This is a genomic window from Thermophilibacter provencensis, assembly GCF_030372065.1.
GTDB lineage: Bacteria > Actinomycetota > Coriobacteriia > Coriobacteriales > Atopobiaceae > Thermophilibacter > Thermophilibacter provencensis_A.
The window spans coordinates 22,299-36,542 of sequence record NZ_JAUDEA010000017.1 but is presented as its reverse complement, the minus strand read 5'-3'; the positions used below and the strand labels follow the sequence as shown (position 1 = coordinate 36,542).

10 protein-coding genes are annotated in these 14,244 nt (G+C 69.1%); 6 read left to right on the top strand and 4 right to left on the bottom strand.

Going from position 1 to position 14,244, the window contains the following annotated elements; genetic code table 11:
- Positions 1-35: 35 nt before the first annotated feature.
- A complete protein-coding gene (locus QUW25_RS08925; RefSeq protein WP_289511863.1) occupies positions 36-878 on the bottom strand; it encodes a LysR family transcriptional regulator in 843 nt (280 codons plus the stop codon).
- A gap of 222 nt (positions 879-1,100) precedes the next feature.
- On the opposite strand from QUW25_RS08925, the gene QUW25_RS08920 reads away from it, so the two are divergent.
- Positions 1,101-1,328: a hypothetical protein gene (locus QUW25_RS08920; protein WP_289511862.1), complete on the top strand. Its 228-nt coding sequence runs from the start codon at positions 1,101-1,103 to the stop codon at positions 1,326-1,328.
- A 94-nt stretch (positions 1,329-1,422) separates the two neighbouring features.
- Here the strand turns inward: QUW25_RS08920 and QUW25_RS08915 are convergent, their stop codons facing one another.
- Positions 1,423-2,586 carry a M20/M25/M40 family metallo-hydrolase gene (locus QUW25_RS08915; protein ID WP_289511861.1) on the bottom strand — a complete coding sequence of 388 codons (1,164 nt, stop codon included), beginning with the start codon at positions 2,584-2,586 and terminating at the stop codon, positions 1,423-1,425.
- 234 nt (positions 2,587-2,820) lie between these two features.
- On the opposite strand from QUW25_RS08915, the gene fucO reads away from it, so the two are divergent.
- Entirely contained in the window at positions 2,821-3,984 is a 1,164-nt protein-coding gene (gene fucO / locus QUW25_RS08910; protein WP_289511860.1) for a lactaldehyde reductase, read from the top strand.
- Positions 3,985-4,432: 448 nt separating this feature from the next.
- The gene (locus QUW25_RS08905) at positions 4,433-5,572 is read left to right on the top strand and encodes an Mbeg1-like protein (RefSeq protein ID WP_289511859.1); all 1,140 of its coding nucleotides are present in this window, start codon (positions 4,433-4,435) and stop codon (positions 5,570-5,572) included.
- A 15-nt stretch (positions 5,573-5,587) separates the two neighbouring features.
- Here QUW25_RS08905 and QUW25_RS08900 read toward each other — a convergent pair whose 3' ends face one another.
- The gene (locus QUW25_RS08900; RefSeq protein WP_289511858.1) at positions 5,588-5,950 is read right to left on the bottom strand and encodes a phage holin family protein; all 363 of its coding nucleotides are present in this window, start codon (positions 5,948-5,950) and stop codon (positions 5,588-5,590) included.
- A 69-nt stretch (positions 5,951-6,019) separates the two neighbouring features.
- On the bottom strand, positions 6,020-6,850 hold the full coding sequence (locus QUW25_RS08895) for an HAD-IIB family hydrolase (RefSeq protein WP_289511857.1): 831 nt from the start codon (positions 6,848-6,850) through the stop codon (positions 6,020-6,022).
- Positions 6,851-6,960: 110 nt separating this feature from the next.
- Between QUW25_RS08895 and QUW25_RS08890 the strand changes: the two genes are divergently transcribed.
- The 3 genes from QUW25_RS08890 to QUW25_RS08880 are packed head-to-tail and all read left to right on the top strand — an operon-like array spanning position 6,961 to position 14,177.
- Positions 6,961-7,269: a YerC/YecD family TrpR-related protein gene (locus QUW25_RS08890; protein ID WP_289511856.1), complete on the top strand. Its 309-nt coding sequence runs from the start codon at positions 6,961-6,963 to the stop codon at positions 7,267-7,269.
- 60 nt (positions 7,270-7,329) lie between these two features.
- The gene (locus QUW25_RS08885; RefSeq protein ID WP_289511855.1) at positions 7,330-10,608 is read left to right on the top strand and encodes a PD-(D/E)XK nuclease family protein; all 3,279 of its coding nucleotides are present in this window, start codon (positions 7,330-7,332) and stop codon (positions 10,606-10,608) included.
- A complete protein-coding gene (locus tag QUW25_RS08880; protein ID WP_289511854.1) occupies positions 10,605-14,177 on the top strand; it encodes a UvrD-helicase domain-containing protein in 3,573 nt (1,190 codons plus the stop codon). Before QUW25_RS08885 ends, QUW25_RS08880 begins: the two co-directional genes overlap by 4 nt.
- Positions 14,178-14,244 lie beyond the last annotated feature (67 nt).

Below are 14,244 nucleotides of genomic sequence, written 5' to 3'. Positions count from 1 at the left end.
CGACGCCCCCGCCTGCTCCGCGCCCCTACCAACAATCAACGGAGCTCACCCAAAAGGGCGACGACACGTTCCGCGAGCGGGGAGAGGGCACGATCGGCCTTCCAGATAACGGCCGCGCGCGTCTCGAGGCTCTTCTCGACCAGCGTCTTTATGTAGCAGGGGCCCGTGTCGCAGACGGCAAGGAGCGAGCGGGGCACAAGGCCCACGCCAAGGCCAGCTGCCGCGCAGGAGCAGACGCTGCGCGCATCATCGGTGACACAGAAGGGTGTCTTGTCCAGCGCGCTTGCGGTGCGTGCGTCGCAGGTGAGAGGCACGTCCTCAAGCTGGGCGAGAAGGACCGCGAGCTCGTCTCCACGCTCAAACGCGGGGGGCATCACGGCGACGAGCGGCTCCGACGGGGCGTAGCGAACGCGCAGCCCCTGGGTGGAGAAGGGCGTGCGTACGATGCCGACCTCGGCGATGCCGCTGCTCACGAGGTCGAGCACCTCCGGGACGTCTCCCTCACGCAGCTCGAGGGCAACGTCCGGGTAGCGTCCGGCGAGCTCCGCGAGACGTGCGCCCGGCACAAGGCCGGCCACGGACCCGCACGTTGCGAGGCACAGCGCGCCCGTGAGGCCCTTTCCCACGCTCGAGACCTCGCGCGCCGTGGCCGTTGCCATGGCGAGGATGCGGCAGGCGCGCTCGTAGAGGAGCCTCCCTGCCTCCGTGAGCGTCACGCCGCGCGGACCACGCCTGACGAGCTGCGTGTCAAGCTCGCGCTCGAGCTGGGCGAGTTCGTAGGAGAGCGGCGGCTGCGATATGTGAAGTCGCCGCGCTGCCGCGGTGATCTGGCCCTCCTCGGCGATCGCCACAAAGTACTCGAGCTGCTTGAGATTCAAGATGCCTCCCTTGGGTCAACGCGCCATACACAGATTGTATACCTCTCGAGTTGCGGGTGCGGGGCCGTTGCAGAGGGGGTTCTTATAACGCCAGCTCAACATGCTTATGACGAGTTCTTCACAATTGAGTAGGGAGTTGTAAAGGTTTTGTCAATGGCCTTTCGGCGAGCGGACCGATTGGGTATAACAAACGCGTACCGATACCACGAAAGGAGGGAAGGCATGACCAAGATCAAGGACATGAGCAAGCGCGAGCGCAAGGTGCTCGACGCGTGTCACAACGGCTGGTTCATGAGCGGCGAGTATCGCGCCATCATTGACGGCCACGAGCGCCGCTTCCACGCGGATAGCAAGGGGCTTCTGTTCAAGGACGTTGACGAGTGGTTCTCCTCCCACGAGCAGAATCACGCGGATTCGCCCCTGCTCGTCAAGTGCGTGTGCGCGGCGTAAAGCGACACATCATCCCACTTTAGGGGAGGAGGAGCCTGCGGGCTCCTTTTTCTTTGACGCGAGGCGCCCTTCTCGGTGCCCGCGACCCCGGGCGCTATACCTGCGTGGCGTGGCTCAGCATGAGCGCGAGAATGACGGCGAGCCCGCGCTTGAGGCTGTCCTTCTCGATCCACTCCTCGCGCGTGTGGAGCAGGTCGCCCTCCACGGTGCCCACGGTGTGCGCGGGAATGCCCAGCGAGAAGGGAATGTTGGCGTCGGTGGAGGACTCCTGGTGCGTGGGCTCAACGCCGCCCAGCTCGCGCAGGATGTCGTCCGTGCGCGCGATGAGGTCCCACTGTCCCTCGGGGATGACCTCGCCCGAGGCGGGGCGCCGGCCGATGAGCTTGGCCTCGACGCGCGTGCTCTCGCGCAGGTGCTCCTCGACGAGCACGACGAACTTTCCGTACATCTGCTCGAGGCACTCCTCGGATGCCGAGCGGTACTCCACGAGCACGCTTGCGTCCTCGGCGATGGAGTTCACGGTGGTGCCGCCGATGAAGCGCCCCACGTTAATGGTCGTCTTGGCCTCGGTGGGAAGGTCCATCTTGTAGAGGTCCTCGATGAACGAGCAGAGTGCCTCGATGGCGTTGTCGCGTCCGAAGTTCTCCCAGGAGTGGCCGCCCTGCGTGTGGCAGGTCACCTTCCAGCGGTGCGAGCCGACGGCGGAGACCACGTGCATGCCGAGGTAGAGGTCAAAGCTCGTGAACTCGCGGACGCGACCCTCGTAGTGGCGGAAGAGCTCACGCGTGCCGGCGAGGTTGCCGAGGCCCTCCTCGCAGGAGTTTGCCACCACGAGCATGCGGCGGTCGAGCGGTATCCGGTTGAGCAGCAGGTAGCGCGCGGCAAAGAGAAGCCCCACGAGGTTGGCGGTGTCGTCGCCCACGCCCGGGGCGAGCAGCCGGTCTTTGCTCTCTGCCAGGGGAAGGGGGTCGGTGTCCGGGAAGACCACGTCGGTGTGGGCGGCAAAGACGGCGCAGCCGTCGTCCTTCTCGGCTCGCGGGCCGGCGGGAAGGCTCAGGATGACGTTCTTCGCGTCATCGATGCGCACGGAGCCCACGGGGGCGCCCTGCGCGAGCAGCCAGTCGCGGATGAACTCGGAGCGCCGCTCCTCATGGCCGGAAGGGGCCGGAATCTGGGCGAGCGTGCGAAGGAGCTCGAGCTCCTCCTCGTAGCATGCCTCGGCGTAGGAGGTCGCGATCTCTTTGATCTTCTCGTCCATGATGGCTCCCCGGGCAGACGATGATGACAATGGTGACAGGGTCATCTGTCATACCTGAAATTATGACAGATGGCCCTGTCACCATTGTCATGACGTCGAGCGCGACTTTTGTGCATCTGCCGACAAGTTGATGCCGCCCGCGGAGCGTTGCGTCTGTGGAAATGTTAAGCGGGGCATACTACGCGGCGGAACGCCGGCTTTCCGGTACGCTACAACCCAAGGGGAAATCACAATATGGCAGTCAACCGCTTCGTCCTGAACAACATCTCCTACCACGGCTCCGGCGCGATCAAGGAGATCCCCGGCGAGCTCGAGCGCCGCGGCTACAAGAAGGCCTTCGTCTGCTCCGACCCCGACCTCGTGAAGTTTGGCGTCGTGGCCAAGGTGACCGATCTGCTCGACGAGGCGGGTATTGCCTGGGAGCTCTACTCCGAGATCAAGCCCAACCCCACGATCAAGAACGTCCAGGACGGCGTCGAGGCGTACAAGGCCTCCGGCGCTGACTGCATCGTCACCATTGGTGGCGGCTCCTCGATGGACACCGCTAAGGGCATCGGCATCATCGTGGCCAACCCCGAGTTTGCCGACGTTGTCTCCCTTGAGGGCGTGGCTCCTACCAAGAAGCACGCCGTCTTCACCATCGCCGTACCCACTACCGCCGGCACCGCGGCCGAGGTCACGATCAACTACGTGATCACCGACCCCGAGAAGGTCCGCAAGTTCGTGTGCGTGGACGTCAACGACATCCCTGACGTGGCCGTCGTTGACCCCGACATGATGGCCTCCATGCCCGCCGGCCTCACCGCCGCCACCGGCATGGACGCGCTCACGCACGCCATCGAGGGCTACACCACCCAGGGCGCCTGGGAGCTCTCCGACATGTTCCACTACAAGGCCATCCAGCTCATCTCCCAGCACCTGCGCGACGCCGTGGCCGAGGCCAAGAGCGGCGTTCCCGGCTCCGGTCGCGAGGGCATGGCGCTCGCCCAGTACATTGCCGGCATGGGCTTCTCCAACGTGGGCCTCGGCATCGACCACGCCATGGCGCACACGCTCTCCGCGCACTACGACACCCCGCACGGCGTTGCCTGCGCGATGCTGCTGCCGGTTGCGATGGAGTACAACAAGCCCGTCGTGACCAAGCGCCTCGCCGAGGTGGCCGTGGCCATGGGCGTTGACACCACCGGCATGACCGAAGACGAGGCCGCCGACGCCGCGATCGCCGCCGTGCGCCAGCTCTCCGCCGACGTCAACATCAAGCCGACCTGCGACGGCCTGGTGGAGGAGGACCTCGACCAGCTGGCAGACGACGCCATCGCCGATGCCTGCTTCCCGGGCAACCCGCGCGAGGCCGATCACGCCGCCGTCGTGGAGCTCTTCCGCAAAGTGATGGCGTAGCATCCTTATCGACGTGAGGGGGCGCCGCCCTTCTCGCACGCATGTTGCTTTGCGCGCAGCGCTCGGAAAACATGCTTAGCGAGAAGGGCGGCGCCCGCCGTTTCGGGGCTGCTTGGGTTTCGGTTTGGGGTGTGGGCGGTTTGGGGTGGTTTTGGGCAACATTATTGATGCGGGGGCGAGAAGGGCGTGGTTTGGCATCAAAGATGTTGCCCAAAACCTGCCGGGATGGGGCGCGGGGCTGAAAAAACGCCGTACTTCTCGCTAGGTTAAGATTTATATATAAAGTGTGTTGCCCAATACCAGGAGAAACGCCCCGAGAACGGCGCTCTTGGGAGCGCGGGAAGCCCGGAAACCCAAAACTGGCCAAAACGGTGCATTACCGTCGTTCCATGATGGACGCGCGGCACGGGCAGGCTCATACTGTGGTCAGCGAGAAGGGCGGTGAGGCATGGCGGACGTTCGGGACTATCTTGAGCTGCGGGGAGACATCGCGCTCGCGGAGCGCCCCTTCAACGACGTGGACAACCTCGCGCTGGCAACGCTTGCCTACCTCGACCTCACGGGCATCGTGGGCGCGCCCGGCGAGAAGGGCCTGCGCCTCACGGACGCCTGCGGCGAGCTGCTCGAGCGCGCGGGCGGCGACCTCACCGCGCGCGTGCGCTCGCTCGCAACGATTGACGAGCGCTTTGTGGTGGCGCTTGGGGGCTCGGCCCGCCTGGGTGACGCGATTCTGCGCGACTACGTGGACGTGCGCGACGACGAGCGCGTCATGCAGTTCTCGGCCGTGACCGTGGACCTCGAGAGCGGCGAGACCTACGTTGCCTTTCGCGGCACGGACACCACACTCGTGGGCTGGCGCGAGAACTTTGTCCTGAGCTTTGCGGTCACGCAGGCGCAGCGTGCTGCCGCGGACTACCTGGCGCGCGAGCTCGAGCGCGCCGTCGAGAAGGGGCATCGCGTTCGCGTGGGCGGCCACTCCAAGGGAGGCAACCTCGCCGCCTACGCCGCGGCCTGCGCACCCGTGGCCCTGGCCGGTGCCGTCGAGCGCGTCTACAGCAACGACGGTCCGGGCATGGATCGCTCCGTCATGCCCGTGAGCTGCCACGACGTGATGGGGGAGCGCTACACGCGCATTATTCCCGCCTACAGCGTGGTGGGGAGGTTCTTCACGGACGACGCGCCGGCCACCATCGTGAGGAGCTCGGCGGAGCGCAGCCTCCAGCACGACCCGCTCACGTGGCAGGTGGGGCCCGCGGGCTTTCTCGAGGCGGACGGGCCGGACCCGGAGTGCCTCGTCGTTGCCGAGGCGTTCTCGTCGTGGCTCGCGCGGCTTGCGCCCGAGGATCGGCGCCTGCTCACCGACGAGCTCTTCGACGCGCTCGCAGCGGGCGGGGCGGAGCGCTTTGAAGACGTTCTCGCCAGCCCCGCGGCGGCGCAGAAGGTGCTCTCTGCGCTCGGTGGCGTTGACGTCCGCACGCGCGACATGATGTTCTCGCTGCTGGGCGAGCTCGTGGGCGCCTCGGCCACGGCGGCGCGCGACGCGGTGGCGCGCCGGGCAGAGAGCCTTCTGGGCAGGCGTTCGGAGTAGGTTCGGGCGGGTGCGCTACTCGTCCCCGATGATGCCACCCACGACCGAGCTCACAAGTGAGATGATGATGGCGCCCAGGATGGCCGAGCCGAGCGAGTCGATGGCAATGCCCGCGTGGAAGATGTTGCGGGAGAGCCAGCTTGCGAGCTCGAGCACAAAGGCGTTCACCACCACGTAGAAGATGCCGAGCGTGAGCAGGGTAACCGGCAGCGCGAGCACCTGCAGGAGTGGCTTGATGGTGGCGTTGAGCAGGGCAAGCACGAGCGCGCAGAAGACGGCGCCCACCCAGGTTCCGCCCACCGGCACGATGCCGGGAACAAGCCAGATGGCGGCGGCGCAGGCGATGGTGGCCGTGACCCAGCGTGCGACAAAGCTCATGGGAACCTCCTTGACGTAGTGCCCGTGTCCAAAATGTACCCGGTACAAAGTGGGCGAGGACGCGTTGGGTTAGCGGTGGGACGCGAGGATGCGGTCGACCACCACGGCCACGCCGCGGTCGTTGTTGGAGGGCGCGCGGAAGCGGGCGTGCGGCTCCATGCGCTTCTCGGCGTTGGCCATGAGGTAGCTGTGATGCGCCCACTCGAGCATCTGGACGTCGTTGTCCGTGTCGCCAAAGGCAGCGGCGTCCTCTGCCGCCACGCCCAGGTGCTCGCAAAGCCGAGCGAGGCCCGCGCCCTTGTCCACCCCGTAGTTCATCATGTCGATCCACACCGCGCCGCCGCAGGTGACGGAGAGGCGCTCGCCAAAGGCGGGCGAGAAGACCTCGGCGCACACGGGGACGGCGTTGGCCTCGGGCATGAAGAGCGTGTACTTGTTGATCTCCGCGTCAAGGTGGTCGAGGGAGTCAACGTAGGTGATGTCGTAGTAGAAGGTGCGGAAGAACTCGTCGTACTGGCGGTCGCACGAGCGCACGTAGCACGTGTTGAGCCCGCAGACCGTGGGGATGCCGAGGTTGCGCCCCAGCGTGAACTCGGTGAGCTCCTGGACAACCTGGGGGTCGATGAGGCTCTTGAACACGACCTCGCCACGGCACACCACCGCCGCGCCGTTGTCCGAGATGAAGGCCATCTTGTCCTCAAGGCCGGCAAACATGCCGGTCAGGGTGTAGAGGGGGCGCCCGCTGGCGGCGGCAAACGTGACGCCCGCGTCATTGAGCGCCTCGATGCGCCCGGGCATGCCCTCCGGCATGGATTTGTCATCGGCGAGCAGCGTGCAGTCCATGTCGCACGCCACGACGCGGATGTCGGAAAGGCGGGTGTCTTCCTCAAAGTCCAGCATGGTACCTCCCAGCGTTGTGATGACGCAACAATTCTAGCGGGTGGGGTGGCGCGCGGCCACTTTAATGGGCTAAAGTATCTGGTCGATGAGAGCGATGACGGGAGGCGCGCATGTCCGCTGCGGACGAGAAGGACAAGGGACTCGAGAGGCTCCTCGGGGCGCTCGTCTGCGTGAGGACGCCCGACGAGGCGAGGGCGCTGCTCCTCGACCTCTGCACCACGCGCGAGATCGAGGACCTCTCCCAGCGTCTCGAGGTGGCGCGCATGCTCGCCGCCGGCGCGTCCTACGTGGACGTCTCGCGCACCACCGGTGCCTCGTCCACAACGGTGAGCCGCGTCTCCAAGTGCCTGAACGGCGAGGCCGGCGGGTACCGCATGGTGCTCGACCGCCTGGAGGAGCGCGGCAGCCGTTCCGTGTGATTGTGTCCGGTGACTGCGGTAGGATTTCTGGCGAGAAGAACCTCGCGCGGAGAGGAACCCATGTCGCTCGACCTCATGACAACCACAGATGAGCGCCTCGTCTGCCCTGAGGTGGCCGCGCGCCTGCGCGCGGGCCTCGGGGGCTGCGGGCGCGCCGTGCTGCTCGTCCCATCGTTTGCCCAGGCCCTCGACGCGCAGCGCGCGCTCGCGGCGGAGGGGCCCTCGGTTGGGGTCACGGTGACCACGCCCCTGGCCTGGGCGCAGGAGCGCTGGGAGGTCTGGGGGGACGGCCGGCGCTTCGTTGACGCCACCTCGCGCGACGTGCTTGCCCGCCGCGTGCTCTCCCGCGCCGCGTGGCGGCCGGGCGCGCGCCTCTCGGTCACGCCGGGTACGGTCGCGCTGCTCGCGGACATGATGCGCGTGGGCCTGCCCTGGCTTCTGGGGGCGACGGTGCCGGAGGGCGTGACGGAGGCCGAGCGCGAGCTGGTCTCGCTTGCCGCCCCCTATGCCGAGGAGCTCCGGGCCCACGGGCTCGTTGAGCCGTGCGAGGCCATGGCGGCGCTTCCCGGGCTGCTCGATGCCGAGGGCGTTGAGATGCCCCCTGTGACCTGCGCCGGGTTTACCAAGATGTCCCGAGCTGAGCAGGAGCTCGTGTGCGGGCTCGCCGCGACCCATGACGTCTGCTGCGTGGTGCGTGACGCGGGGGACCCCGCCTCGGCGCTCGCGCGTTCCCTGCGCTCCCAGCTCCTCGACCGTGCCGCCCGGAAGGGCGTTGAGCCGCGCTCCGTCACGGGCACGGCCGCCGAGCCCCCCACGCCCGATGACCGAGCGCCCGAGCTCACGGCCCTTCTCGGCGCGCTCTTCTGTGCGGACTCCGGCGTCGTGGCGCCAACGGGTGCCGTGAGCCTGCTCCTTCCGGCGGGGCCCTCGGCCGAGCCCGAGCTCGTGTGCGAGGAGGTCATCGCGCTCGCCAAGCGGGGCGCGCGCGAGGTGGTCGTGGTTGCCCCCGATCCCGCTGCCGCGTGGCGCGAGCTCTCGAGGCGCCTTCCGCCGCGGGGGGCATCCGTCCGCGCGCAGCTCCCCGTGCCGTTTGCCGAGCTCGAGTGCGCCCGCGCCTACCTTGAGCTCATCCAGGCGGTGGCACGGCTCAGCGACCTTGCCGAGCGCTGGCCCGCAGACGAGGCGGTTCCGGACGCCCCGCGCGCCGGGACGGTCCGCGTGAAGCTTGCGGACATGTCCTGGTGGCCGCCGCGTGAGCTCTCCGACTTCCTGCTCTCGCGTGTCTCGCACCTGGACGGCGCTCAGGCGCGCCGCCTTGACGCAACGTGGCGCGGCAATCGCCTGCTCACGCCCGCGGCGGTGCTCGAGCAGCTCCGGTCGACCAAGGACGTCTCCCCCGAGGTTGCGACCGCGGTGCGCGAGCTCCTGCGCGGCAGGCTGGGGTCTGCCGCCTCCAAGCTGTTTGCGCCCTATGTGCAGGGCGAGGACGCGGACGCCCCGGAGGCCGTCGAGGCGGTGGCCGCCCTTTCCGCCGCGCTCGACGTCGCCAAGAGCCTCAAGGAGCTCGGCCTCACGGCAGACCCTGCGCAGGAGCGCTCGATTGCCCTCTCTGAGCTGGTGCGCATTGCCGTCGACGCCTTCGCGCGCACGCGAGTGGCGCTGCGGCTCCAGACAGGCTCGCCGGAGGGTGGCCCCCTTGTGCGCATTGTGTCCCCGCGGGTGGCGTCCCAGATGGCGCCGCGCTCCACGGATGCGGTCCTCATGCTTGGCCAGTCCTCCACGGAGTCTCCGGTTGGTACCGCAGACGAAGTGCGCTCGGCGTTGCTCGCCGCCTTTGGCGTGGAGGGGCCGGAGCGGACCATGGACGCCGCCCGCGCGGAGTTCTCGTCCATCGTTCGGGTCCCGCGCGAGGAGCTCGTGCTCGAGAGGACCCTCTTTGGGGCGGACGGGAAGGTCCGCTACCCCTCGGTCATGCTGAGCGAGCTTCTCGCCTGCTACGGCCTCGAGGCGGACTGCTCCTTCGAGGACCTTCTCGCCACGTTTGGCGAGAAGGGCGTGCGCTCGCGCACGGAGACCGCGCTCAGCGAGAACGCCTCCTCCCTTGGTTCCCGCGCGGCGTGGCGGGGAAGCGATGACCCCGCGCCGGCCGGCCGCATCGACGCCGCCGAGCGCGCGTGCGTCTCGCCGCCGCCTGAGGGCGTCCTTGCCGAGGACTCCCTGCCGCTTCTCTCCGCCTCGCAGATCGAGTCCTACCTCGAGTGCCCGTACAAGTGGTTCAGCCTGCGGCGCCTTCGGCTCCGGGACGCTGACGCCGGCTTCACGGGGGCGGAGATGGGAACGTTTGCCCACCGCGTGCTTGAGGTCACGCGCCGCGAGCTTCTCGCCCGTGCGGCCGAGCGCGCGCTGGGCACCCATGAGCTCGAGGACATGCGCTCCGCCCGGTGTGACGCCATGCAGCAGGCCGCCTATCGCGAGCGCGTCGACGCGCTTGCGGCGTGGGCCCAGGAGCGCCCCGAGGCGCGCCTTGCCGGCTCCTCAGTCGCGGAGGCCGCGGCGCTCGAGGAGGCGCGCCTCGTCCTGGAGGAGGAGTTTGACGCCCACCTCTCTCACCAGTACCAGCTCGAGCGCGGCCGTCGCCCCCTCCCGCAGGCGCTCGTGCCCCACAGCGCGCAGCAGATGGGGCAGCTGCGCGGCCTGAGGAGGGACCTCTCGACGCTGCTCGACTTTGAGTCCGAGATGCTCACCGGCTTTGAGCCGCGCTTCTTTGAGTGGGCGTTCGGCCGCGGTGGCGAGGAGGTCACGTATGCCGGCGTGCGCCTCACGGGCACGGTAGACCGCATCGACGTGGACGCGCACGGCCAGGCCGTGGTGATCGACTACAAGCACAAGTCTGACATCGGCTTTGCGGGCGAGTACGACGTCATCCCCAAGGAGGGCTTTGCTCCCGACGCCCCGGTGGTGCCGCGCCGCGTGCAGTCGCTCATCTACGCCCAGGTGGTGCGTCGTGCGTTTCCGCAGCTCACGGTCAGGGGCGCCGTCTACCTCTGCACCAAGGGCGCCCACGCGCTCGCCGGCGCCGTTGACGAGAACCTCGTGGACAACGTCTTTGGGTTCCGCATGCCGTCGTCGTCTCGCCTCGCGCGCGTGAGCGTGCCGCGCGAGGAGGCCTTCGGCCGCGCGGACGAGCGGGGAATGGAGGCCCTTCTCGACGCCTGCGAGGAGGCCATCGCCGGTCGCATCGAGCGCATGCTGGCCGGAGACATCGAGGCCGCGCCGCTCGACGCGGACGCCTGCCTCTTCTGCCCGGTCCTCAACTGCGAGAGGAGGATCCGCAAGTGAGCGAGAAGAGCCACGGGCAGCCCGCCGCGCGCGACCTGGTGCCCACTATTGACCTCTCCGGTCTCAACGACCGCCAGCGCAAGATCGCCGAGACCCTCGACGAGCCCCTCTTTGTGGAGGCGGGCGCGGGGTCCGGCAAGACCTTCACCCTCACGCAGCGCATCGCCTGGGCGCTCTCCCCGGGCTCGGGCACGGATGGCGAGCCCTTCCTCGAGAGCCTCGACCAGGTCCTCGTGATCACGTTCACCGAGGCCGCCGCGCGCGAGATCAAGGAGCGCGTCCGCACGACGCTGCGCCGCGCGCACATGGGGGAGGCGGCGCTCGCCGTCGACGAGGCGTGGATCTCGACCATCCATGGCATGTGCCGCCGCATTCTCTCGCGTCATGCGCTGGACCTGGGACTCGACCCGGCGTTTGACGTCGTTGCGGACGCGCGCCAGGCGGCGCTCTTTGACCGCGCCATGGACGAGGTCATGCGCGCCGCCCGCTCCGACGAGGCGTTTGCCCCCGCCCTGGCAGAGTTTGACCTTGGCACCTACTCCCCGCAGAGCGGCTACACGGGCGCCATGGGCATCGTCTCCCGCCTTGTGGGCGAGGGCCGCTCGCTCTCGGGGGGCGTGGATGCCCTCCTGCCCGCGGGCGCGCCGCGCGACTCGGTGGCCCAGGCCGTGCGGGACCTCACGATGCGCATGGAGGAGCTGGGGGCGGAGCGGCTCACGAAGGCCGCCGCCGAGAAGGTCGCGCCGGCGTTGGAGGCGCTGCGCGGCCTCGAGGGGCTGGACGCGCGCGAGCGGACGCCCGAGCGCGTGGGGGCAGCGCTCGAGGGCATCGAGCTCCCGCAGGCGCGCGGCAAGCTCAAGGAGGCCGTGTCCGCCGCAAAGTCTGCCCTTGCGCTCGCGCGCGCCGAGGTCTCCTTCGCTCGCGTGGCCCCGCTCGCGGGCGCGCTCCTCGAGCTCGCGCGACGGGTGGACGAGCGCTACACCCAGATCAAGCGCGAAGAGAGCTGCCTCGACAACGACGACCTCGTGCGCCTCGCGCTTCTCGCCGTGCGCGACAACGAGGAGGTGCGCCGCGCCTATGCCGGGCGCTTCCGCCTCGTGATGGTCGACGAGTTCCAGGACACCGACGAGATGCAGCTCGAGCTCATCGGGCTTCTCGCCGGAGAGGACGCGCGCCACCTCTGCACCGTGGGTGACGCCCAGCAGTCCATCTACCGCTTTCGCGGGGCGGACGTGAGCGTCTTCAGGGGCCGCGGCTCCCAGGTCAGCGAGAAGAACGTGGTCAGGCTCGACACCAACTACCGCAGCCACGCCGACGTGCTCTCCCTCGTGGAGCGCGTCTGCACCGGCGGAGACGGGCCGGCCCGTGGGACGATGCCCGCGTTCATGCACCTTGACGCCAACCCGGCGCGCCGCGATGGCTATCATGCCCGTGAGCTGCCGCGCATTGACATTGAGGTCTGCGCCGGAAAGGGCCGCGCCGGACGTGCGAGCCGCCATCAGACGGCCACGATGGCGGCCCAGGTGGCAGACGCCCTCGCGTGGTATCGCGACGCCGGGGAGCGCCCGGGCGACATGGCGCTCCTGCTTGGCGTGACGACCCACGCCGACCTCTACATCGACGCCATCCGCGCGCGCGGCATGGAGTGCGTGGTCACGGGCGGTTCCACCTTTACCTCCACGGAGGAGGTCAAGGTCGTTCGCGCGCTGCTTCACACGCTGGCAAACCCTGCGGACACGCAGTCCGGCCTCTTCCCGCTGCTCGCGAGCGAGATGTTCGGCCTTGACGCGAACGACTTCTGCGAGCTGGGCACGCGTGCCCAGGAGAAGCTCGACGCGCCCACCAAGCGCCCCATCGACCGTGGCCTTGCGGACATGACGTTCTACCGTGACCGTGAGCCCTCCGCGCGCCTGCGCGTGGCGCACGAGGTCATCTCCCGCGCGCTCGAGGAGGTTCGCTGGCGGCCGGTGGCCGACGTCTGCGCGGACGCGGTGCGTGACTCCGGCTGGCTCGCGCGGCTCGAGGCGGGAGGGGCCGAGGGGCTCGCCCGCGCCGCCAACGTGCTCGCCGCCGTGCGCTATGTGCGGGAGCTGACCGCCGAGCTCGGCCTTGGCGCGGCACGGGCCGCCACGGAGTTTGACCTCTGGCTCGCAGCTGCCAAGGTGCCCCCGGCGTCCCTTGCCGGCGACGAGGGCACGGGTGGCGGCACGGTGCGCGTGATGACGGTGCACGCCTCCAAGGGTCTCGAGTTTGGCGTCTGCGCCGTTGCCGAGTGCTGGGGCAACCCGCGCTCGGACGCCCAGGTTGCCGTGGGGACGCTTGGCGGGGAGAAGCGCTTCGTGCTGCGTCCCAAGGAGGCCCCAAAGCTTGCCGACGTGGACCCCGAGGAGCTCGAGGAGAGCGCGGACAAGTCCGCCGAGATGCCGCTTGCCGCGCGCTACCTCGCCCTGCGCGCGCTGGACGACGAGGCGGAGGCGCAGGAGCGCGCCCGCCTGCTCTACGTTGCGCTCACGCGCGCTCGCGAGGCGCTCGTCGTGGGCGTGGCGGGGGCCTCGGGCAAGGAGGGGGTCTGCTCCGCGCTTGCGGCGTCCACGCTCGACGCGCTCTCGGACGGAGCGTGGGAGGCCGCCCCTGGCACGCGTGAGGTCGACTACGGTGGCACCGAGCCGGCACGTCTGCGCTGCGTGGTCGTTGAGGATCAGGGCCGTGGTGCCGAGAAGTGCGTGACGGCCGATTCCGCCGGCACGCTTGCCGGGTTTGACGGCGAGCTCCCCGCAGACCCCGCCGAGGTCGTGCGTCTGGGTGCGCCGGACGGCCCCGAGGCGCCCCACGCGTCCTTTGACCTCTACGAGCCGGACCAGCATGCGCGCCCCGTCTCCCCAAGCACCTGGCGCGCCCGCGATGGCGTCTTCAGCTACTCGAGCGTCTACATGACACTGACGTCAGAGCCAGGTGTCACGTCCGCGCCGCCTGCGCCGACGCGCGCGCAGCGCGAGGCCGAGGCTTCTGGCGCGCCCGAGACCCAGGACGCCGATCGCGCGACCAACCTGGGCTCGGCCTTTCACGAGCTCGCCCAGGCGATGGTGGAGTCCGGGCGCGCGGCGGACGAGCGCCGCGTGGCCGCTCAGGTGCGGCGCTGGAACCTGTCCGAGCGCGCCGAGCGGCGCCTTCGCGCGGCGCTCTCGCGCTGGGAGCGCTCGTCCGTGCGCGCCGAGGCGCTCTCCTGGCCCGTCGTGCGCGCCGAGGTTCCGTTCTTCCAGCGCGTGGACTCCCCGCACGGGGACTATCTCGAGGGCGCGATGGACCTGCTCTGCACGGATGGGGCAGGGAAGCGCGTACTCGTGGTCGATTACAAGACCGGCGACGCTGGCCTCTCGCCTGAGGAGGTCCGTGCTCGCCACGCGATGCAGGCGGAGTTCTATGCCGGGGTTCTTCTCCGCGAGGGGTTTGAGCAGGTGGAGTGCGCCTTCGTGTGCGTTGAGCGCGACGACCCCGATGCTCCCGGCGAGCCGCTCGTGGCCCGCTACGCGTTTGAGGTGCGATGGGGGCCGACGGTCCTTCTCGCCTAGTGTGGACGCGCGCCGACGGTTCTTCTCGCCAAACTGTCGGCCCGCGTCCCCAATCCGCGGTGTGGGG